This window comes from Streptomyces sp. NPDC034043 (assembly GCF_055575675.1).
The window spans coordinates 165351-184726 of the sequence record NZ_JBVISF010000005.1; the positions used below are offsets into that span (position 1 = coordinate 165351).

21 protein-coding genes and 1 tRNA gene are annotated in these 19376 nt (G+C 74.1%); 11 read left to right on the top strand and 11 right to left on the bottom strand.

Annotated features, from left to right (window positions below; genetic code table 11):
* Nucleotides 1-11: 11 nt before the first annotated feature.
* Genes ACZ51S_RS14570 through ACZ51S_RS14585 form a run of 4 tightly spaced genes read right to left on the bottom strand, consistent with a single transcriptional unit; the run spans nucleotide 12 to nucleotide 4692 of the window.
* Nucleotides 12-599, bottom strand: coding sequence for a hypothetical protein (locus ACZ51S_RS14570; RefSeq protein ID WP_468802063.1), 588 nt, complete (start codon nucleotides 597-599; stop codon nucleotides 12-14).
* A gap of 36 nt (nucleotides 600-635) precedes the next feature.
* Nucleotides 636-1970 carry an AAA domain-containing protein gene (locus ACZ51S_RS14575; protein ID WP_468475011.1) on the bottom strand — a complete coding sequence of 445 codons (1335 nt, stop codon included), beginning with the start codon at nucleotides 1968-1970 and terminating at the stop codon, nucleotides 636-638.
* Complete coding sequence (locus tag ACZ51S_RS14580; protein ID WP_468960911.1) at nucleotides 1967-3538, bottom strand: hypothetical protein; 1572 nt, start codon at nucleotides 3536-3538, stop codon at nucleotides 1967-1969. The genes ACZ51S_RS14575 and ACZ51S_RS14580 overlap by 4 nt, the downstream gene beginning before the upstream one ends.
* Entirely contained in the window at nucleotides 3526-4692 is a 1167-nt protein-coding gene (locus tag ACZ51S_RS14585; RefSeq protein WP_468884236.1) for a hypothetical protein, read from the bottom strand. Before ACZ51S_RS14585 ends, ACZ51S_RS14580 begins: the two co-directional genes overlap by 13 nt.
* A 226-nt stretch (nucleotides 4693-4918) precedes the next feature.
* On the opposite strand from ACZ51S_RS14585, the gene ACZ51S_RS14590 reads away from it, so the two are divergent.
* Both ACZ51S_RS14590 and ACZ51S_RS14595 read left to right on the top strand, forming a co-directional pair.
* Complete coding sequence (locus ACZ51S_RS14590; RefSeq protein WP_468475008.1) at nucleotides 4919-5515, top strand: histidine phosphatase family protein; 597 nt, start codon at nucleotides 4919-4921, stop codon at nucleotides 5513-5515.
* Between the two features lie 44 nt (nucleotides 5516-5559).
* Nucleotides 5560-5733 (top strand): hypothetical protein, encoded by a 174-nt coding sequence (locus tag ACZ51S_RS14595; RefSeq protein ID WP_468884233.1) that lies wholly within the window; start codon nucleotides 5560-5562, stop codon nucleotides 5731-5733.
* 13 nt (nucleotides 5734-5746) lie between these two features.
* Here ACZ51S_RS14595 and ACZ51S_RS14600 read toward each other — a convergent pair whose 3' ends face one another.
* Entirely contained in the window at nucleotides 5747-7069 is a 1323-nt protein-coding gene (locus ACZ51S_RS14600; protein WP_468960913.1) for a tetratricopeptide repeat protein, read from the bottom strand.
* A gap of 275 nt (nucleotides 7070-7344) precedes the next feature.
* On the opposite strand from ACZ51S_RS14600, the gene ACZ51S_RS14605 reads away from it, so the two are divergent.
* Both ACZ51S_RS14605 and ACZ51S_RS14610 read left to right on the top strand, forming a co-directional pair.
* On the top strand, nucleotides 7345-7836 hold the full coding sequence (locus tag ACZ51S_RS14605) for a hypothetical protein (RefSeq protein ID WP_468475006.1): 492 nt from the start codon (nucleotides 7345-7347) through the stop codon (nucleotides 7834-7836).
* 25 nt (nucleotides 7837-7861) lie between these two features.
* Entirely contained in the window at nucleotides 7862-8746 is an 885-nt protein-coding gene (locus tag ACZ51S_RS14610; protein ID WP_468960915.1) for a spermidine synthase, read from the top strand.
* Nucleotides 8747-8752: 6 nt separating this feature from the next.
* Here the strand turns inward: ACZ51S_RS14610 and ACZ51S_RS14615 are convergent, their stop codons facing one another.
* Nucleotides 8753-9328, bottom strand: a complete 576-nt coding sequence (locus ACZ51S_RS14615) for a hypothetical protein (protein WP_468884230.1) — start codon at nucleotides 9326-9328, stop codon at nucleotides 8753-8755.
* A gap of 78 nt (nucleotides 9329-9406) precedes the next feature.
* Here ACZ51S_RS14615 and ACZ51S_RS14620 point away from each other — a divergent pair, with 78 nt between their 5' ends.
* The 5 genes from ACZ51S_RS14620 (at nucleotide 9407) to ACZ51S_RS14640 (ending at nucleotide 12861) form a co-directional block, all read left to right on the top strand.
* A complete protein-coding gene (locus ACZ51S_RS14620) occupies nucleotides 9407-10096 on the top strand; it encodes a response regulator transcription factor (RefSeq protein ID WP_388938709.1) in 690 nt (229 codons plus the stop codon).
* A gap of 40 nt (nucleotides 10097-10136) precedes the next feature.
* Nucleotides 10137-11513: a sensor histidine kinase gene (locus tag ACZ51S_RS14625; protein WP_388938711.1), complete on the top strand. Its 1377-nt coding sequence runs from the start codon at nucleotides 10137-10139 to the stop codon at nucleotides 11511-11513.
* 88 nt (nucleotides 11514-11601) lie between these two features.
* The gene (locus ACZ51S_RS14630) at nucleotides 11602-11766 is read left to right on the top strand and encodes a DUF5993 family protein (RefSeq protein ID WP_468475004.1); all 165 of its coding nucleotides are present in this window, start codon (nucleotides 11602-11604) and stop codon (nucleotides 11764-11766) included.
* A gap of 12 nt (nucleotides 11767-11778) precedes the next feature.
* Nucleotides 11779-12420 carry a disulfide bond formation protein B gene (locus ACZ51S_RS14635; protein ID WP_468475003.1) on the top strand — a complete coding sequence of 214 codons (642 nt, stop codon included), beginning with the start codon at nucleotides 11779-11781 and terminating at the stop codon, nucleotides 12418-12420.
* Between the two features lie 141 nt (nucleotides 12421-12561).
* Nucleotides 12562-12861: a hypothetical protein gene (locus ACZ51S_RS14640; RefSeq protein ID WP_468475002.1), complete on the top strand. Its 300-nt coding sequence runs from the start codon at nucleotides 12562-12564 to the stop codon at nucleotides 12859-12861.
* Between the two features lie 140 nt (nucleotides 12862-13001).
* Here ACZ51S_RS14640 and ACZ51S_RS14645 read toward each other — a convergent pair.
* The 4 genes from ACZ51S_RS14645 to ACZ51S_RS14660 all read right to left on the bottom strand — a co-directional run bounded on the left by ACZ51S_RS14645 (nucleotide 13002) and on the right by ACZ51S_RS14660 (nucleotide 15787).
* Nucleotides 13002-13074: transfer RNA gene (locus tag ACZ51S_RS14645), tRNA-His, on the bottom strand.
* Nucleotides 13075-13167: 93 nt separating this feature from the next.
* The gene (gene orn / locus ACZ51S_RS14650) at nucleotides 13168-13770 is read right to left on the bottom strand and encodes an oligoribonuclease (protein WP_388938719.1); all 603 of its coding nucleotides are present in this window, start codon (nucleotides 13768-13770) and stop codon (nucleotides 13168-13170) included.
* Nucleotides 13771-13848: 78 nt separating this feature from the next.
* Nucleotides 13849-15024 (bottom strand): helix-turn-helix domain-containing protein, encoded by a 1176-nt coding sequence (locus tag ACZ51S_RS14655; RefSeq protein WP_468475001.1) that lies wholly within the window; start codon nucleotides 15022-15024, stop codon nucleotides 13849-13851.
* A gap of 376 nt (nucleotides 15025-15400) precedes the next feature.
* Nucleotides 15401-15787: a hypothetical protein gene (locus ACZ51S_RS14660; protein WP_468475072.1), complete on the bottom strand. Its 387-nt coding sequence runs from the start codon at nucleotides 15785-15787 to the stop codon at nucleotides 15401-15403.
* 417 nt (nucleotides 15788-16204) lie between these two features.
* Between ACZ51S_RS14660 and ACZ51S_RS14665 the strand changes: the two genes are divergently transcribed.
* The gene (locus ACZ51S_RS14665) at nucleotides 16205-16735 is read left to right on the top strand and encodes a universal stress protein (protein ID WP_388938724.1); all 531 of its coding nucleotides are present in this window, start codon (nucleotides 16205-16207) and stop codon (nucleotides 16733-16735) included.
* Nucleotides 16736-16834: 99 nt separating this feature from the next.
* Complete coding sequence (locus ACZ51S_RS14670) at nucleotides 16835-17401, top strand: GPR1/FUN34/YaaH family transporter (RefSeq protein ID WP_468802061.1); 567 nt, start codon at nucleotides 16835-16837, stop codon at nucleotides 17399-17401.
* 145 nt (nucleotides 17402-17546) lie between these two features.
* Here the strand turns inward: ACZ51S_RS14670 and glmS are convergent, their stop codons facing one another.
* Nucleotides 17547-19364, bottom strand: coding sequence for a glutamine--fructose-6-phosphate transaminase (isomerizing) (glmS, locus tag ACZ51S_RS14675; RefSeq protein WP_388938728.1), 1818 nt, complete (start codon nucleotides 19362-19364; stop codon nucleotides 17547-17549).
* Between the last annotated feature and the right edge of the window lie 12 nt (nucleotides 19365-19376).

Below are 19376 nucleotides of genomic sequence, written 5' to 3' on the forward strand. Positions count from 1 at the left end.
CCCCTGCCGGCCTAGCCGTCCCACGCCGCCACGAGCTCGCGGTAGCCCGCGAAGCGGGGGCCGGGGACCGTCTCGTCGGCCGGCCGGCCGTTCAGCCAGCACAGGCGGGAGCTGTCGCCCTCGGTGTCGAGCACGCAGCACACCCCGCCCGCGGCGGCGGTGAGGCCGGTGAACACGGCTCTGACGCTCGCAGACCGCTCGAACAGCCGGCTCATCTCCGAAGTCGCCGCGGTGAACTCCATCGAGGCGTAACGCGGGTGCAGCGCGGGCGTGAACCGCACGGTGAGGTAGACGTACCCGATCCCGACCCGCCCGAGCGCGTCGGGTCCGGTGCCGTGGCCGCGGGCGTACGCGCTCACCGCCTCGTCGGCGCCGCACAGGAGCGAGGTGTCGAGTTCGAGGGTCCCGCCCGTGGAGCAGTCGACCGGCTCGCTCTTGAAGCCGGAGGTGAAGGGGACGACGACCCGCTCACCGCCGGGCAGGGTGAGCGCGAGCGGCGGCACCCGGTCGGTCCGAGGCGCCAGCGCGGCGAGTTCGCGCAGTGCCCGGGGGACGTTCCGGGCGGGCAGGAAGACCTCGTAGCCGTAGCGGAGTCCCATGCGTTCCCCCTTCCGTACCGGTCGTGCGGGGGCGGTCTACGGGCGCCATCGGACGCGGTGGTCGGACCAGGAGTCCCACGTGGTCATCATCGCCTCCCACCCGTCCGGGAACTTCACCGTCACGCCCAGCTGGACCGGTTCCGTCGACGGGTGCTCGTCCAGCAGCTCCGCCACTCCCGCCCGGGCCACCACCACGCACGCGTGCCGGTGCCGGGAGGCCAGGACGCACAGGCGGCCCGTCTCCAGGTGGAAGGCCGTCGCGTCGGGGCGGCCGGACAGGGGGTGCAGGACCACCGTGAGGTCGTACTCGCGGCCCTGGAGCCGGTTCGCGGTGTCGACCGTGACGCCCGCGACGCCCAGGGCCGCCAGGGCCGTGCGCACCGCCGCGGCCTGGTCGCGGTGGGCCGTGCCGACGGCGATGCGGGCCGGCGTCAGCGGGGAGGGGGCGGGGGACCGCTCGTCCGAGGTCACCGCGCCGCGGTCCAGGGCGCGCCGCACCACCAGGGCCACCGCCCGCACCGCCTCCGGGTCCGTGCGCGGGGTGTGCCGCGCGGGCAGCTCCAGCAGCCCCCAGCCCGACGCGGCGGCCTCGTCCAGGACGCGGTCCGGGCCCGAGCCGTCGCCCGCGACCCCGTACGCGAGACGGCGCTCGCCGGGTCCGGTGCCGCTGCGGAACTGCGAGTACGGGTAGAAGGCGCGCGAGACCAGCGGCGCGGCCGTCGCCGGGAGCCGCCACGACACCGGCAGCCGGTGCTGCGGCAGTTGCGGGTTGTGGGCGAGGAGGGTGGAGACGGCGCTCGCCGAAGGGTCGTACGACAGGCCGGCCCACTGCTCCGCGCCGACCACGCTGAACGGGTCCAGCTGCCCGGGGTCTCCCACGAACAGCGCCCGCTCGAAGAGTCCGGCCACGGCCAGCAACGCGTCGGAGCGCATCTGGTAGGCCTCGTCGACGATGGCGTGCTCCCACGGCTCGGCGTCCTTGACGTACGCCCACTTGGCGGCCGTGGAGATCGTGATCGGCAGCTCGGCCAGCTCCGCCGGCTTCGCGGAGAGGGTTACGGACGGCAGGTCCCGCAGCGCCGGGTCGTAGGCGTCGGCGTCGCTGCTGTGCAGCCGGCCCACCTTCAGCTCAGGGTCCTTCTCGGCGAGCCGCAGCACCAAGTCGTCCACCTGGGCGTTGGTCTGCGCGACCACCATCAGCCGGCGCCCGGCGGCGGCCAGCTCCCGGGCGGCCCGCACCACGAGCGTCGACTTGCCGGCCCCGGGCGGGGAGTCGACGACGACACCCCGCTCGGTGCCGTGCAGGGTGTCGTGGAGGATGGCGGCGGTGGCCCGGTCGGCGGCCGCGCCCGGGTCGAAGGCGGTGGTCACAGCAGGTCCTCGTCGGTCACGGCGTCCAGGGCGGGAGCGGTCCGGGAGCCCGGCGGGCCGCCGTGCGTCCAGGGGGTGTTCTCCGGGTCGGGCAGCTTCGGGCCGCCGCGCGCGTCGTGCTCGAAGAGCGTCCAGCAGTCCCGGTCGCCCTTCTGCGGCACCGAGCCCGCCACCGGCTCCCGGCCGGCGCCCATCTTGTCGAGCACGCGCAGCACCAGCTGCCCGTCGTCCTCGTACCGCACGAACTCGAAGGCCTGCTGGCGGCCGTCCAGGGACCGGAACACCTTGCCGCCGCCCTCGTCCGCCAGCTGCGGCCGGTCCTCGGTGGCCACCGTCACCAGCGGGCGCGGCCGGGGCCGCTTGCCCTCCGTCCACTCCATCAGCACCTCGGTGACCTCACCGGCGAAGGCCTCGCCCGCGAACCGCCGGCCCGCCATGACGAGCGGGTCGTCCAGCGCCTCCTGCGCGTCGAGCCGTACCTGCTCGGTCTCCCGCGTGGCCAGCTTCTGGGCCGCCGTCACCGCGTCGTCGCGGCGCGGCTGCGGCGGCTCGCCGGCCCGGACCCGGTCGCGGTGGCCCGTGAACGACCAGCGGTCGCGGGTCCAGCGCTCCTCGGTACGCTCGCCCGGCGGCAGGGTGCGCAGCAGCTCGATCGCCTCCCAGGTCTGCGACCAGGCGGGCCGCATCTGGTCCACGACCAGCTGCCGGACCGCCCCCTCGGCCGACCGCACCGCATCGTCGTCGCGGGCTCCGCCCGCCGCCCGGGCCGCGTCGAACCGCGCGATCGCCGGCGCGAGCAGCTTGTTGTCGAAGGCCGGGTCGGTGGCCGGCCCGGACGGCGGCACCAGCAGCTGCCCGTCACCGTCCCGCGCGAGCTCCACGCGCAGCGCCTGCTCGGCCCCGGAGACGCCCTCCGGCGGGTCGATCCAGGCGAGGAGCGCCCCCAGGTGCTGGTCCTCCAGGCTGCTCTGGCCGGTGGCCCAGTGCCGGCCCAGCAGCTCCGTGGCGGACAGCAGCATCGAGGAGCCGGGGACCCGGGAACGCTCGGCGAGGTGCGTGAACCAGCGGCCCAGCAGCGGCACCTGAGTGGGCGCCGGGTACGGGTTGTCCGGGTCCTCCTCGGCGGTGCGCCGGAACCGCATCGACCGGCCCAGCAGGCGCACGTACTCGATGCCGGCCCGGCTCGGTACGACGATCTGCGGCGCGTCCACGCACAGTTCGGCCTCGACCTTGACCTTCCTGCCGCTCTCCGGGTCGGTCTCGGTGCGCTCGGCCGGCTCGACGACGTCCGCGTACGCGTCCACGTACGCCATCACCTCGGCGGCCAGGGCGGCCAGGAACTCCCAGCGCAGGTCCCGGTCGCGCGGCTGGGGTATGACGAAGATCCGCGGGTCCTGCGGGTCGGTGCCCAGCATCGCGCCGAGCGGGGCCCCCGCCTCACCGGCGGTGGTCAGCGGTACGAAGACCAGCGGCCGCCCGCTCAGGTGGCGGTGCCGTACGGTCGCCAGCGGCCGGGCGCGGCCCGCGCGGACCGCCTCCAGCCGGGCCAGGGTGCTCAGCAGGGGCATTCGGGGGTCTCCGGGGCCTGGTACGGGGGTCGGGCGGCGGCCAGTTCCAGCGCCTCGGCGCGCAGCCGGGCGGCCTGGCGCAGCGCCTGGGCGGTGGCATCGCCCTCGGGGCCCGCTCCGGCGGCCGCCGCGAGGGCCGCCTCGACGGTGGCGAGGCCGCCCAGCTCCCCGCGGACGGAACGGCCGAGCGCGGCCGGCTCCCCGGCGGCGCGGGCCCGCTCCCGGCAGTGGAAGGCCAGTTCGCAGGCGGCGAGGCACTCGGGGGCGTAGGAGGCGGAGACCGCCGAGACGGCCTCGGTCAGCTCGGCGGCGGGCCGCGCGGGGTCGAAGCACAGCCCCGGCGGCAGCCCCTCGGCCAGCTCCTCCACCCGGGTCAGCCGCTCCAGCTGGCGGCGGGTGACCGACCGCTCCCGGCGGACGTCCACGGGCGCGGCGGTGGGCAGGTTGGAGAAGTCCTTCGGGCAGACGAGCAGGACCTGGTGGCCGACCTCGGCCCCCTCCAGCTTCCCGGCGGTCTGCTCCAGGGCCAGCACGTACACGGCGGCCTGCCGCGCGGCGGCCCCCACCTTCGCGGCGTCGGCGGCCCCGTCGATCATCGGGAACGACTTGATCTCCACTACGGTCCAGCGGCCGTCGGGGTGCACCACGACGGCGTCGGGCTCCAGGTACGCGGGGGTGCCCGCCACCTCCAGGGCCAGCATCGGATGGTCCAGCAGCGTCCACGCCCGCGCGGCGGTGGCCTCCCGCAGGGCCAGCGCCGTCCGCGCGGCACGTCCCTCGGGTCCGGCGGCGGTGAGGTCCGGCACCCGGGCGTGCGGCCCGGGCGGCTCGGCACCGCCGCCGAGGCGGGCGTGCGTCAGCCGCAGCAGTTCCGCTCCGCCGTCGGCCTTGACCTTGGCCTCGAAGGAGTTGCCGCGCACGATCGCGAACTGCGACTGCCCGAAGGCGGCGGGGGAGCCCAGCGCGGCCGCGAGCGCGGTCTTGTCGATGCCGGCGCCGTCGAGGAGGGCCCGTCTGCCGCAGCCGGGGTTGGCGGCGAGCGCGGCGAGCGCCCGTGCGTCGAGCGGTCGGGGCGGCACGGCGGGGCCGCGCAGGTCGGCGAGCCGTTGCCGCAGTGTCGTCTGGGGCGGGCCGTCGGGCGGGTAGGAGCTCACGGGCGGAAGTGTCCCATCCGCCACTGACAATCGTGGTCATACGGCCGAAACGAGCCGGTCGCCCTCCCGGCGTCCGCCGCCCGGCCCGCCTCCCGGACGCCCCTGCCCGCCCCTCCCGCCCTCCCGCCGACCGGCCCGGACGTCTCCCTATTCCCGTCGGGGATGATGGACGGACGACCCCATCGCCCCTGGAGGGGTGAACCCCCTAGGACCGGGAGAAACACAGATGGCCCCCCGCATCCTGCTGGCCCGCCACGGGCAGACGGCATGGTCCCGGCTCGGCAAGCACACCGGACGCACGGACGTGCCGCTGCTGGAGGAGGGCAGGCTGGGGGCGAAGCGGCTGGGCGAGCGCCTGGCCCGGGAGCCCTGGGCGGACCTGCGCGGCCTGGAGGTGCGCACCAGCCCGCTGGTCCGCGCCAGCGAGAGCTGCGACCTGGCCGGTTACGCGGCCCAGGCCGACCCCTGGGACGCCCTCATGGAATGGGACTACGGCGACTACGAGGGCATGACCCCGGCCGAGATCCAGGCGGTCCGGCCCGGCTGGCTGATCTGGCGCGACGGGGTCCCCGGCGGCGAGTCCGTCGCAGACGTCGCGGCCCGCGCCGACGAGGTCGTGGCCTGGGCCCGCTCGGCGGAGCGCGACGTCCTCGTCTTCGCCCACGGCCACATCCTGCGCACCCTCGCCGCCCGCTGGCTCGGCTTCGAGGCCTCCTTCGGCGCCCGCATCCGGCTGGAGCCCACCTCCCTGTCGGTCCTGGGCTGGGCCTACGGCGCCCCGGCGCTGGAGCGCTGGAACGACACAGGGCACCTGGAGGGCTGACCCCCAACTCCCGTCCGGCGGGGCCGCTTGGGGATGATCCCGGTATGACGATCAGCTCCGTGGTGCTGCGCCGGCGCGTCGCCGACCTGGACGCCGCCGTCGCCGGGGCCCGCGGGGCCGGTGCCGAGGTGGTCGCCGCTCCCGCCGAGACCCCGAACGGGCGCCGGGCCGTACCGCGCCACCCCGACGGCGGGGTCTTCGAGTACGTCGGCGCCTGACGGGGAGGCCGGCTCAGGCCTGGGCGTGCCGGGCCAGGAAGGCGCCGACGCGCGGGGAGCGCTGGTGCGGGACGAGGGTGCGGGCCGTGCCCGCCAGCATCGACCGGATCCGGGTCGAGCGGACCTCGGCCAGCAGGTCCAGTACCCGTCCGCCCGCCCAGGCCGCCTCGTCCGGTGCGCCCGCCCGGGCCAGGTCGTCGGCGAGCTCCGCCGTGTAGAGGGCCACGTTCCGGGCGAAGTGCGGGTCCTGGAGGTCGGCCGCTCGCCGGGCGTGCCGGGCCGCGCGGGCGTGCTCCCCGAGCGCGGCCCAGCAGCGGGACTCCAGGGATTCCAGCTCCGCCTCGCCGAAGAAGGACATCCACTCCGGGTCGGCGGGCGACGCGCCCCGCGCGAATTCCGCGTGCGCCCGGGCCAGGGACTCCTCGCACGCCCTGCGGTCGCCGAGCCCCGCCCAGCCGCCCGCCTCGCGCAGCGCCAGCAGCGCGAGCAGCCGGGGCGAGCCCAGCGAGCGGGCCGCGTGCCGGCCCGCCTGGGCGGCCCGCACCGACTCGCGGGGGCGGCCGCGGTCCCGGGCCAGGAAGGCCATGTTGCTGAAGGCGTGCGCCTCCAGGGCGGCGTCGCCCGAGACCCGGGCGGTGGCCAGGGCCTCGGCGTAGTGCGAGCGGGCGTCCTCGAAGCGGCCCGAGTCGTGCGCCAGCCAGCCCACCGAGACGGCCAGTTCCCCGGCCCCGGCGTGCAGCCGGTCCTCGGTGGACTGCCGGGCGGCCCCCGCGTCGAGCAGGGCGTAGGCGGTCTTCAGGGGCTGTGCCGCCCGCCGGTAGAGGGTGTCGGCGCCGTGCCGGTCGTCCAGGAGCCGGATCTGGCGTACCGCGTCCTCGACGGCGGCGGCCTCGGCCTCACCGGCGCGGGAGGGGATCCGGCGGCTGTCGCCGAGCAGGGTGAGGCTGAGGGTGGCGGCCGCCACGGTGGCGGAACCGCCGGTCATGAACGCGCGGCGCAGCACGTCGCTCTCCTTGGAACGGCGGACGAGGTGGGTGAGGGCCTGGGGCACGGGCCTCGCGCGCTGCGCGGAGCGGCCGCGCACGGTCTCGCGGGGGGAGAAACCGAGGTCGGCCAGGGTGTGGCCGGGGAACATGTGGAGGAAGACGCGTTCGTAGGCGTAGTTGGGGCAGCGGATCTCGCCGGACTCGACCCGGCCGATGTAACGGGCGTCGCAGGAAACCGTTTCGCCGATCTCCCGGGCCGCGCGCCGGACGAGGGCCGCGAATTCGGCCGGGGAGCGCTGCCCGCGGAGCCTGCGGAAGGAGGAGTTGGGTGAGTGGGGGGACGCCGCCATGGACGTGTGCCTCTCTGGACGATCCCAAGGGGCCCCGCAGGACCCCCTTCGATCCGTGTCGGTCTCGCCCCGGAGTCAGGGCTCCGGCGCGCACGAACGTACCGCCGCCGACGGGTGCTTGATGTGGTGTTTGGCTACAAAACGGATATCTCACCCGCGATCCGCCATGAACTGCCATCCTTTGCGGCGTCTTGCCGCCGCACCCGTTGACGCTTCCGTGCGTTGAACCCATGCGGATACGGATCGAGGAGGGGTTCCCCTTGGCGGAGGCCGGCATGGACAGCATCGGAACGAACACCGCGGCCGCGCCCGGCGCGGCCTCCCCGGCGCCGAGCCCGGTCCCGGGTCCCGTCCATCCGCCCGTCCATCCGACCCTCGCGCCGCCCCTCCTGCCGCAGGCCTTCCCCGCGGCCCCGGACCTGGTGACCGTGCCCACCCGCCAGGGGCTGGAGGCGGTCGACATCATCCGCCGCGGGGCCGGCCTGACGGCCCCCGGCGTCGGCCCGGTGCTCCACGACGGCTCCGGCGACACCCTCGGCTTCCTCGTCCCGCCCGGCACCGCCGACGCCTGGGACCTGCCCGGCAGTGCCTGTACGCAGACCAACGGGCGCGGCATGCGCTTCGGCGACGCCGTCTCGCCCGCCTCCGGCAGCAGCGGCTGGCTGCTGCCCCCCGAGGCCGTGGGGCCGGTCACCGACCCGGAGGTGCTGCGCGCCGCGCTCGGCGAGGCGGCCCGGCTGATCGAGGCGGCCGACAACTGCCGCTGAGGCGCTGACCAGCCATAATGGGGGAGTGGCAGGCAAGGGCAAGGGCGGCAAGGGTGGCCGGGGCGGCGCGATACCGGACGCCGGACCGGTCGCCGGGCAGGTGGGCGGCGGGCTCGCCGAGCTGGCACCGGACCGCGAGCGTCCCCGTGCCTGGACCCTGCTGATCGACGGGGCCCCGCAGTCCCATGTGGACCTGGACGACCCCGCCTGGCTGGACTTCGCCTATCAGCGCCGGATCGGCCACCTGATCGACCTCGCCGCGCCCGCCCGGCAGCCCCTGAACGTGGTGCACCTGGGCGGCGGCGCCTTCACCCTGGCCCGCTACACGGCCGCCTCCCGCCCCCGCTCCACGCAGCAGGTGGTGGAGATCGACGCGGCCCTGGTGGCGTTCGTACGGGAACACCTGCCGCTGGACCCCCAGGCGCGGATCCGCGTACGGGCCGTGGACGCGCGGGCGGGGCTCGCGAAGGTGCCGGACGGCTGGGCGGACCTGGTGATCGCGGACGTGTTCAGCGGGGCGCGCACGCCGGCCCACCTGACCAGCGTGGAATTCCTGGACGACGTACGCCGGGTCCTCGCGCCCGCCGGGTGGTACGTGGCCAACCTCGCGGACGGTCCGCCGCTGGCGCACCTGCGGGGCCAGGTCGCCACCGCCGCCTCGCGGTTCGCCCGGCTGGCGCTGGCGGCGGATCCCGTGGTCTGGCGGGGGAAACGTTTCGGCAATGCGGTGCTCGTGGCCTCCGACCAGGAGCTGCCCGTCGCGGAGTTCACCCGCCGCGTGGCGAGCGACCCGCACCCCGGCCGGGTCGAGCACGGCCGCGCCCTGGCCGACTTCACCGGCGGTGCGGCCCCGGTCGCCGACGCCTCGGCGGTGGCCTCCCCGCAGCCGCCGCCCTCGGTCTTCCGCTGACCCGCCCTACGGGTCGACGATCTCCACCGCCGGCGGATGGTCGTGCCAGGTGCAGAACACCGACACCTCGCGGCTGCCCTGGGTGAAGGTGACCCGGATCCAGAAGTCCTGCTTCCACACCTGCATCCGCCAGCCCGCCTCCGGGGTCGCCGAGACCAGCCCGGCAGAGGAGGTCCCGAGGTCGAAGACGACCCGGCCGCCCGACACCGAGTAGTTCTTCACCGTGCCCGGCCCGCCGCCCTGGCCGCCCTCCGGGTACGGGCGCCGGGCGGACGGCGGCGCCTGCTGCGGCTTCGCCGGCGAGGGCGCGCCCGCACCGGCCGACGGTGGCGGGGCCGCCGACGGGGACGCGGAGGGCGGGGCGGAAACGGAACCCGAAGGGCCCGGCGACGGCGTCGGGTCCGGCCCCCGCGTGGCCGAGGACAGCGCCGGACCGCCGGGCCCCCCGGCCGTCAGCGGCACCGCGCGCGGGGGATCGTAGGCGGTCCCGGCCAGCACGGTGTGCACGCCCCACCACGACAGGGTCGCCGCGGCGGCGGTCGCCAGCACCCAGGCCATGGCATGTACAGGTCCTCGTCGCATCAGGGCACATACTGCACCACCCGTCACGGACCCGGCCCGGCACCTCCCCGCGTCCCCCGGATGGACTACCGTGCGCCCATGGCTAGTGTGCTCGTGGTCGAGGACGACCAGTTCGTACGTTCCGCCCTCATCCGGCACCTGACCGAGGCCTCGCACACCGTCCGGAGCGTCGGCACGGCCCTGGAGGCCCTGCGCGAAGTCGCCCACAACCCCTTCGACGTGGTCATCCTCGACCTCGGACTGCCCGACCTCGACGGCTCCGAGGCCCTGAAGATGCTGCGCGGCATCACCGACGTGCCGGTCATCATCGCCACCGCCCGCGACGACGAGGCCGAGATCGTCCGGCTGCTCAACGACGGCGCCGACGACTACCTGACCAAACCCTTCTCCGTCGAGCACCTCTCCGCCCGGATGGCCGCCGTCCTGCGCCGCGCCCGCGCCGCCGCCGGGGCCGAGCCGCCCTCGCGCGTGCTGCGCGTCGGCGGGCTCGCCATCGACCCGCTGCGCCGCCAGGCCGAGCTCGACGGCGCGGTCCTCGACCTCACCCGGCGGGAGTTCGACCTGCTGGCCTTCCTCGCCGGACGCCCCGGGGTGGTCGTGGCCCGGCGCGAGCTGCTCGCCGAGGTCTGGCAGCAGTCGTACGGGGACGACCAGACCATCGACGTGCACCTGTCCTGGCTGCGCCGCAAACTCGGCGAGACCGCCGCCCGGCCCCGCTACCTGCACACCCTGCGCGGCGTCGGCGTGAAGCTGGAGCCGCCGCTGTGAGACGCACCGCGGAGAGCCGGGCGCCCGTCAGGCGGACGCCGTGAGGTGGGCGCTGGTCAAGGTGTGCCTCGCCGTCACGACCATGGTGGTCCTGGCCTTCGCGGCGCCGCTCGCGATGGTGGTGCGGGAGATGGCCAGCGACCGGGCCTTCTCCAACGCCGAACGGCAGGCCGCCACCATGGGGCCGACCCTGTCCATCACCACCGACCCGGCTCAGCTGCGCCGGGCCGTGGAGTCCACCGAGATGGGCGCCGCCGGGCGGATGGCCGTCCACGTGCCGGCGATCGGCGGCGCCGCCCCCGTGGACATCGGTGACGGCCGCGCCGGAGCCCACGCGGTGGCCGAGACCCGGTCCCTGGGACGGGCGACCACCGCCGGCGTCCCGGGCGGGGGTTCGGCGCTGCTCCAGCCCATCGCCCTCGGCTCCGGCGACATCGCGGTGATCGAGATCTACGTGCCGGAGAGCGAGGTCAGCAACGGGGTCACCACCGCCTGGCTCATCCTCGGCGGGGTCGGGCTCGCCCTCGTCATCGGCTCGGTGGCCGTCGCGGACCGGCTCGGCGCCCGCCTGGTGCGCCCCGCCGAACGGCTCGCGGACGCCGCGCACCAGCTGGGTGAGGGCAGGCTCGGCGCACGGGTTCCCGAGGACGGGCCCAAGGAACTCCGCTCGGCGGCCGTCGCGTTCAACTCCATGGCCGACCAGGTCGTCGAACTCCTCGCCAACGAGCGGGAGCTCGCCGCCGACCTTTCCCACCGGCTGCGCACCCCCCTGACCGTGCTGCGGCTCAACGCCGCCTCCCTCGGGGACGGCCCGGCCGCCGAGCACACCCGGGCGGCGGTGGAGCAGCTGGAACGGGAGGTCGACACGATCATCCGTACCGCACGCGAACAGCGCCCGCCCGCCGCCGCGGCCACCGCCGGCTGCGACGCCTCCGAGGTGATACGCGACCGGATGGCCTTCTGGTCGGCGCTCGCGGAGGACGAGGGCCGCGAGGTCCGGCTCGCCGGCGTGGACCGCACCGTACGCGTCCCCGTGGCCCGCCCCGAGCTGGCGGCGGCCCTCGACGCCATGCTCGGCAACGTCTTCCGGCACACCCCGGAGGCCACCCCCTTCGCCGTGGACGTGCACGACGCCGGGGACGCCGTCATCGTCCTCGTCTCGGACGGCGGCCCCGGGATCGCCGACCCGGCCGCCGCCCTGCGGCGCGGCAACGACGGAGCCCGCGACGGCTCCACGGGGCTCGGCCTGGACATCGTGCGGCGGGTCGCCGAGTCCACGGGCGGCGACGTACGGCTGGGGCGCTCGGTGCTCGGGGGGACCGAGGTGCGGGTGTGGATCGCGCTGGACGACCGGGCCCGGGGCGGCGAGCGCGGGGCGCGCGGCCGGCGGGGCCGCCGCAGGCGCCGGGGCGGCTGACCCGGGACACCGGGCCCGGCGGGGCAACCGGCTTACCCGGGGGCGCGCCTCGCGGGGCGGAAGTCCGCAGGTCGGTACGGTCCGCCCCATGGACACCCTCATCTTCGCCGGGATCCTCGCCACCCTCGTCGCCATGTGCCGGGACACCTCCCGGAACGTGGTGCTCGGCGCCTGGTGGGCCATGCTGGCCGCCGTCCTCCTGCTGATGGCGCACCACATCACCAGCGGCCTCGCCCTCGACCTGAGCTACTGACCCGTGGCCACGATGAGCAGCCTCCTGCCGGAGGCGCCACTGGAGAGCGGCCTGCTGGCGCGGGCCCAGTACTGGTTCGCCTGCTTCTTCACCGCCGGCTGGACGGCGGTCGTCTGCGGCGGCCTCTTCTACCAGTTCGGTCTGTGGGAGTACCCCTGCCCGCTCTGCGTCGTGCAGCGGATGTTCATGCTGCTGGCGGCGGTCGGGGCCGGGTACATCGTCCGCACCGCCCTCACCGTCGGCGTGGTGACCGGCCGGGACTACATGACGGGCTGGGGCATGGCCCTCGTCGCGGTGATGGGCGGCTCCTTCACCGCGTGGCGGCAGACGATGCTGCACGTCCTCCCCGGGGACAAGGGCTACGGCAGCACGGCGCTCGGTCTGCACCTGTACGTGTGGGCGTGGATCCTCTTCTCCGCCTCGGTCGTCGCGATCGGCGTCGTCCTCGCCCTGGCCCACGCCACGGCCGGGCGGACCGTCCCGACCGCCGCCCCCGGCCCGCACCGGACGGCGGGGATCCTCGTACTGGGCTTCCTGGGCCTGGTCCTCGCCGTCAACGTCGTGGCGGTGTTCCTGGAAGAGGGCTTCCACTGGTTCCTGCCGGACGACCCCGTCCGGTACCAGTTCTTCTACGACGTCGGGATCCTGGACTGAGACCGCCCGCCGGACCGCGGCACAGACCGCACGCGGCACCGCTCCGCATCGGCGCGGACGGCCCCTGCGCCCGGACGGGGGCGCACATGTTGCGGCGCCCCCGTGCCGCGCCGAGGGTGGCCGTGACGGAAGGAGCCACGCATGAGAGTCATGCTCAGGGCCCACATGGACACGGCCGCCACCAACGAGGGCATCAAGACCGGATCCCTGCCCAGGGCCGTGAAGGACCTGATGGAGAGGGTCCAGCCGGAGGCGGCCTACTTCGGCCTCCACGAGGGCGTGCGCTCCTGCTGGATGGTCTTCGACCTCCAGGACAGCGCGCAGCTGCCGCCGATCCTCGAGGACCTCTTCCTCCAGTTCAACGCCGAGCTGGAGGTCAGCCCCGTCATGAACGCCGAAGACATGGCGAAGGGCCTGGCCGCGATGCGGACGTCACCGTAGGGCTCGCGCACCGGACCCGGCCCGCCGACGGAGCCGATCGCCCACGGGCCGGCGCAGGGACGCACCCGCGGTCCGGGGAAGGCGGTCCGGGGAACGCAGAAGGCCCCGGTCCGCTCTCGCGAACCGGGGCCTTCCCGCAGGGTGAGTGACGGGACTTGAACCCGCGGCCACCTGGACCACAACCAGGTGCTCTACCAGCTGAGCTACACCCACCATGTCCGGTCGCAGAACGACCGGCCGAAGAAAAGGGTACAGGGTCCGGGAGGGTGCTCGCTCCACCTTTCCCCCGCGCCCCCCTCCGGGGGACTACTCGTCCGTGACCACGTGCTTGGCGGCGATGGCCCGGGCGGTGTCCGAGTCGGGTCCGGGCTGCGGCACGAAGACCGCTTCCCGGTAGTAGCGGAGCTCGGCGATGGACTCCTTGATGTCCGCGAGCGCCCGGTGGTTCCCGTTCTTCGGCGGACTGTTGAAGTACGCCCGCGGGTACCAGCGGCGCGCCAGCTCCTTGACCGAGGACACGTCCACGATCCGGTAGTGCAGGTGGCCCTCCAGCGCGGGCATGTCGCGCGAGAGGAATCCGCGGTCGGTGCCGACGGAGTTCCCGCACAGCGGGGCCTTGCGCGGCTCCTTCACGTGCTCCCGTACGTACGCCAGGACCTGCGCCTCGGCGTCGGCCAGGGTCGTGCCGGCGGCCAGCTCGTCGAGCAGCCCGGAAGCGGTGTGCATCTCGCGCACCACGTCCGGCATGGTCTCCAGGGCCGCGTCCGGCGGGCGGATCACGATGTCCACGCCTTCGCCGAGCACGTTGAGCTCCGAGTCGGTGACCAGTGCGGCCACCTCGATAAGTGCGTCGTCCGTCAACGAGAGCCCGGTCATCTCGCAGTCGATCCACACCATGCGATCGTTCATGCGCCCCACCTTATGCCGAAGGGCCCCCGCACCGGTGCTCGGCCGGTGCGGGGGCCCTCTTCGCTCGTGCGCGGACGGCTACGCGTGCTCGCGCAGCACCCGGCTCGGGGCGTACAGCTCGGTCACGCTCGGGCCGGAGGCGGCCAGGGCCGCCGCGGCCCGCTGGGGCTGCGGAGTGCGCTGGTGCGGCAGCGAGGAGCCCTGCATCTCCGACACCGGGGACACCTCGGCCTGCGGCCGGCGTGCGCGGTAGGCGGAGCGGTAGGCGGCCGGGGAGGACCCCAGCTGCCGCCGGAAGTGACCGCGCAGGGCGACCGGCGACCGGAAGCCGCAGCGTCCGGCGACCTCGTCGACCGAGTAGTCGGAGGTCTCCAGCAGCCGCTGCGCCTGGAGCACCCGCTGCGTGATCAGCCACTGGAGCGGAGCGCTGCCGGTGAGCGAGCGGAACCGCCGGTCGAAGGTGCGCCTGCTCATGTAGGCGCGGGCGGCCAGCGTCTCCACGTCGAACTGCTCGTGGAGGTGTTCCAGTGCCCAGGCGACGACCTCGGCGAGCGGGTCGGCGCCGATCTCCTCGGGCAGCGACCGGTCGAGGTAGCGCTCCTGGCCGCCGGTGCGGCGCGGCGGGACGACGAGCCGGCGGGCCAGTGCCCCGGCCGCCTCGCTGCCGTGGTCCGTGCGGACGATGTGCAGGCACAGGTCGATTCCGGCCGCGGTGCCCGCGGACGTCAGCACGTCGCCGTCGTCGACGAACAGCTCGCGCGGGTCGACGTGGACGGACGGGTAGCGCTTGGCGAGCGTCGGCGCGTACATCCAGTGCGTCGTCGCGGGCCGGCCGTCCAGCAGCCCGGCGGCGGCGAGCACGAAGGCTCCCGTGCACAGGCCGACGATCCGGGCCCCCTCCTCGTGCGCCAGGCGCAGCGCGTCGAGCGCTTCCGGCGGCGGGGGCGAGGTGATGGAGCGCCAGGCCGGAACGACGACCGTGCCTGCCCGGGCGATCGCCTCCAGCCCGTACGGCGCGGTCAGTTCGAGTCCGCCGGTGGTCCGCAGGGGACCGTCCTCCCCGGCGCACACGAGCAGTCGGTAGCGTGGAACTCCCGCGTCCTGTCGGTCGATCCCGAAAACGGACAGCGGAATGGAACTCTCGAAGATCGGTCCGCCGCTGAACAGCAGCACCGCGACGATCTCCCTGCGGCGACGCCCCGCGAGCTTCCGGCCCGCGTCGGCGACGACGGCGGCGGTGGAATCCTGGCTCATGGCGCTAAGCCCCCCTTGGGTGTCGCGACTCCTTGGTCTGGTCGCACCTGCACGTTTCCCCTCGGCCTTGCACGTGGATCCCCCGCCGTAAATACATGATCGAATCTACTGCGTCCCGTGGTGTCGGCGTGACAAGTTCAGCACGCAGCGCTATGTCGACTTGGCAACTTGGCGAAAAGCATTCGATCAGGAAGCGTTCCACTCCGCTACCCGACCGGATAGCGCGCGATCCGGCCGTGGCCAGTACTCACGGGGTCAATTCGTCCCCTCTCGCCCGTAGTCGCTGGTGGTGGTGGGGTCGGTGGAACATTCCGGCAAGGGAAGCGCCGGGTCCGGAAGTTGGCCGAAAACAACCGGGTGTGTACGTACGAACCGGTCAGTCGTGAGGGGACAGGCCACCGGAACCGTGGCAGCCGCGGTGCGAACCCGCCCCGGTGCGGGAGTGCCGGCCCCGGTGGCCGGACGGAAGCGGATTCTCCGAACGCACGCGCGCGGCGGCCCGTTCCGTCTTCTCCGAGTACCGCAGCAGGACCCGGCAGGCGGCGGTGACGGCGGCCAGCCCCAGGGTCGCCACGGCGGCCCCGCCGTACGAGGTCCCGTAGACCACCAGGACCACGGGCACGAGCAGGCAGCTGAAGGCGGCCCAGCGCACCACGTCACCCGCGGGGTCGTCGTGAGCGCGTCCGGCGGACCGCACGGACGGGTGAAGCGAGGCGCGCGCGGGCGACGGCGCGGAGCGGGCGGACCGGGCGGACCGCGTCATCGGAGCGGGCTGGACGGGCTGGACGGGGTGAACCGGATGACCGGGCACGGCGTACTCCCTGCGGGCTCTTCCCTGGACGGTCGGACGCCTGTCCAACGCCCTGGCCGGGCCTCGGTCACTGCGCGCACGGGTGGCGCGAAGGTCTCTCGTCACTGGCTGTAGGGGGCAGCTGCCATTGCCAAGGCGCTCGCGCTCCGGCATGCTCCCTGGGACGCTCTCCAAGGGCGGCATGCCCTGTGCAGGACAGGAGTGTCGCCGTACCCTGGGGGGTAAGGGCTTGGGAAGATGCTTCCAGGACAGAACCCGGTCACGCTGCGTCGTCAAAAGCGTTCGTGATCCAGGCCCCCGTCGTCAGAAAGTCCGAGTCGCCGAAACCGCCCCTGTCGCTTCCCCCGAGGACTCTTCGCCGAGACACCCATGGCCGGTCACGAATTCTCCGAACCCGCGGACCGCAAGCGCAAACCCTTCGCCGATTCCGTATCGAGCGACCTGCGCGCGGTGGAACAGACACGTCACCCCTGCGACCCGGCCTTCCGGCACGGCGTGGTGGTGGGCTTCGACGGCTCCACGTCCAGTGAGCGGGCCCTGGCCTATGCGATCGGCATGGCCCGGCGTTCCGCTTCCGGTCTGATCATCGTCCATGTGGCGAACCGGCTGCCCACCACGGTGTGGGCCGGCTGCGAGCCGCCCGTCTTCGTGGACGTGCCCGACCACCGCACCGAGGTGCTCGGTCTGGAGCTGGCCTGCGCGGACTACCTGACCGAGGTGCCGTGGATCCTCGTCGAGCGCGGGGGTGACATTTGCCACGAGCTGGAGGAGGTCGGCCGGGAGTACTCGGCGGACGCCATCGTGGTCGGTTCCACTCACGGGATCGTCGGGCGGATCTTCGGCTCGGTCGCGGGGCGGCTGGCGAAGCGGGCGCAGCGACCCGTTGTTGTCATTCCGTAACCCGCTGTGCGTCGCTCGTGCGGTTGTGAACCCCTTTGTAAAGGGTAGATAAATGCTGCTGGGACGCAGCAGACAACTGCAGATCGAAGGGAGCCCGCCGTGGACAATGGTGTCTCTGCGGGAAGCACGGCCTCGACCTCGACCCTGGGGAACATCGCCCTGGGTCTCACCCTTCTCGCATTCGGTATCGGCCACACGGGGATCCTCTCCGGTGTGACCGCCGCCCACTCCGTGTCGCTCGCGATGTACGTCGGCGGCGCGGCCCTCTTCCTCCTCGGCCTCCTCGAATACCGCGGCGGCAACGGCTTCAACGGCACCGCCTTCGCGGGCCTCGGCATCTTCTGGTTCACCTGGGCCAAGGGCGCGGGAGCCACGGTCTCCGACGAGGCGGCCGGAACGTTTCTGGTGCTCTTCGCGATGCTCGCGCTGACCCTCACGCTCGCCGCGTCGAGCGGGCTGTTCGGCCAGGGCGTGTACGCCCTGCTGACCCTCTCCCTCCTGCTGCTGGCCGTCGCCGCCTTCGCGGACAGCGGCGGTCTGGCCAAGGCGGGCGGCTGGGTCGCGGCCGTGTCGGGGCTGCTGGCCTGGTACGGGGCCACCGCCGCGCTGGCCAACTGGCCGATGGCGATGGGCAGGACCTCGGGGCGCGCGGTCGCCGCGGGCTGACGGGCCGGTACCGCGGGAGAACGGGCAGGGGTGCCACCGGAGTTCCGGCGGCACCCCTGTCGCGTCGCCCCGGGGAGGTCGCCCCTCCCCGGGGCCGCCGCGCGTGCGCGGTGGTGACTGCTCGACGGTGCCTGCCCGACCGTGACTACTCGACGGTGACGGACTTCGCCAGGTTGCGCGGCTTGTCGATGTCCCGGCCCAGGGCCAGGGCGGTGTGGTACGCCAGCAGCTGGAGCGGGATGCCCATCAGGATGGGGTCCAGCTCGTCCTCGTTCTTGGGCACGAGGATGGTGTGGTCGGCCTTCTCCTGCTCCCGGTGGGCGACGGCCAGGATGCGGCCGCTGCGGGCCTTGATCTCCTCCAGCGCCGCGCGGTTCTTCTCCAGCAGGTCGTCGTCCGGGACGATCGCGACCGTCGGCATCGCCGGCTCGATGAGGGCGAGCGGGCCGTGCTTCAGCTCGGAGGCCGGGTAGGCCTCGGCGTGGATGTAGGAGATCTCCTTCAGCTTGAGGGAGGCCTCCAGGGCCACTGGGTAACCGCGGACCCGGCCGATGAACATCATCGACTTGGCGTCGGCGTACTCGGCCGCGAGGCGCTTGATGTCCTCCTCGCCCTTCAGGATCTCCTCGATCTGCGCGGGCAGCCGGCGCAGGCCGTCGATGATCCGCTTGCCGTCGGTGACCGAGAGGTCCCGGATCCGGCCCAGGTGCACGGCGAGCAGCGCGAAGGCCACCACCGTGTTGGTGAAGCACTTGGTGGATACGACACAGACCTCCGGGCCGGCGTGCACGTACACGCCGCCGTCGGCCTCGCGCGCGATCGCCGAGCCGACCACGTTGACCACGCCGAGGACGCGGGCGCCCTTGCGCTTGAGCTCCTGGACGGCCGCGAGGACGTCGTACGTCTCACCGGACTGGGAGACGGCGATGTAGAGGGTGTCGGGGTCCACCACCGGGTTGCGGTAGCGGAACTCGGAGGCCGGCTCGGCGTCCGCGGGGATGCGGGCCAGGCTCTCGATGAGGCCGGCGCCGATCAGGCCCGCGTGGTACGAGGTGCCGCAGCCCAGGATCTTGACCCGGCGGATGCCGCGGGCCTCGCGGGGGTCCAGGTTCAGGCCGCCCAGGTGGACGGTGTTGAACCGGTCGTCGATCCGGCCGCGCAGCACGCGGTCGACCGCGTCGGGCTGCTCGGAGATCTCCTTGTGCATGTAGGTGTCGTGGCCGCCCATGTCGTAGGACGCGGCCTCCCACTCCACGGTCTCCGGGGTGGCGGTGGTCGTCGTGCCGCTGGTGGTGTAGGTGCGGAAGTCGTCGGCCTTGAGGGTGGCCATCTCGCCGTCGTTGAGGGTCACGACCTGGCGGGTGTGCGCGATCAGGGCGGCCACGTCGGAGGCGACGAGCATCTCCTTCTCGCCGATGCCGAGGATGACCGGGGAGCCGTTGCGGGCGACGACGATGCGGTCGGCGAAGTCGGCGTGCATCACGGCGATGCCGTAGGTGCCCTCGATGACCTTGAGCGCCTCGCGGACCTTCTCCTCCAGGCTGTCGGCCTGGGAGCGGGCGATCAGGTGGGTGATCACCTCGGTGTCGGTCTCCGAGGCGAAGACGACGCCCTCGGCCTCCAGCTTGGCGCGCAGCTCGGCGGCGTTGTCGACGATGCCGTTGTGGACGACGGCGACCTTGTTCTCGGGGTCGAGGTGCGGGTGCGAGTTGAGGTCGCTCGGGGCACCGTGGGTGGCCCAGCGGGTGTGGGCGATGCCGGTGGTGCCGGCGAAGCGCTTGGGGACGCGGGCCTCCAGGTCGCGGACGCGGCCCTTGGCCTTGACCATCTTCAGGGCGGCGGCCTTCGGGCTGTTGACGACGATGCCCGCGGAGTCGTACCCGCGGTACTCCAGCCGTGCCAGGCCCTCCAGCAGCAGTGGTGCGACGTCACGCTTGCCGATGTAACCGACGATTCCACACATACGGTCTTGCCC

Coding starts and splice junctions, on each gene's coding strand:
- ACZ51S_RS14570 (WP_468802063.1), bottom strand. CDS start 599: ATGGGACTCCGCTACGGCTACGAGGTCTTCCTGCCCGCCCGGAACGTC.
- ACZ51S_RS14580 (WP_468960911.1), bottom strand. CDS start 3,538: ATGCCCCTGCTGAGCACCCTGGCCCGGCTGGAGGCGGTCCGCGCGGGC.
- ACZ51S_RS14590 (WP_468475008.1), top strand. CDS start 4,919: ATGGCCCCCCGCATCCTGCTGGCCCGCCACGGGCAGACGGCATGGTCC.
- ACZ51S_RS14595 (WP_468884233.1), top strand. CDS start 5,560: ATGACGATCAGCTCCGTGGTGCTGCGCCGGCGCGTCGCCGACCTGGAC.
- ACZ51S_RS14600 (WP_468960913.1), bottom strand. CDS start 7,069: ATGGCGGCGTCCCCCCACTCACCCAACTCCTCCTTCCGCAGGCTCCGC.
- ACZ51S_RS14605 (WP_468475006.1), top strand. CDS start 7,345: ATGGACAGCATCGGAACGAACACCGCGGCCGCGCCCGGCGCGGCCTCC.
- ACZ51S_RS14615 (WP_468884230.1), bottom strand. CDS start 9,328: ATGCGACGAGGACCTGTACATGCCATGGCCTGGGTGCTGGCGACCGCC.
- ACZ51S_RS14620 (WP_388938709.1), top strand. CDS start 9,407: ATGGCTAGTGTGCTCGTGGTCGAGGACGACCAGTTCGTACGTTCCGCC.
- ACZ51S_RS14630 (WP_468475004.1), top strand. CDS start 11,602: ATGGACACCCTCATCTTCGCCGGGATCCTCGCCACCCTCGTCGCCATG.
- ACZ51S_RS14635 (WP_468475003.1), top strand. CDS start 11,779: ATGAGCAGCCTCCTGCCGGAGGCGCCACTGGAGAGCGGCCTGCTGGCG.
- ACZ51S_RS14640 (WP_468475002.1), top strand. CDS start 12,562: ATGAGAGTCATGCTCAGGGCCCACATGGACACGGCCGCCACCAACGAG.
- orn (WP_388938719.1), bottom strand. CDS start 13,770: ATGAACGATCGCATGGTGTGGATCGACTGCGAGATGACCGGGCTCTCG.
- ACZ51S_RS14655 (WP_468475001.1), bottom strand. CDS start 15,024: ATGAGCCAGGATTCCACCGCCGCCGTCGTCGCCGACGCGGGCCGGAAG.
- ACZ51S_RS14660 (WP_468475072.1), bottom strand. CDS start 15,787: ATGACGCGGTCCGCCCGGTCCGCCCGCTCCGCGCCGTCGCCCGCGCGC.
- ACZ51S_RS14665 (WP_388938724.1), top strand. CDS start 16,205: ATGGCCGGTCACGAATTCTCCGAACCCGCGGACCGCAAGCGCAAACCC.
- glmS (WP_388938728.1), bottom strand. CDS start 19,364: ATGTGTGGAATCGTCGGTTACATCGGCAAGCGTGACGTCGCACCACTG.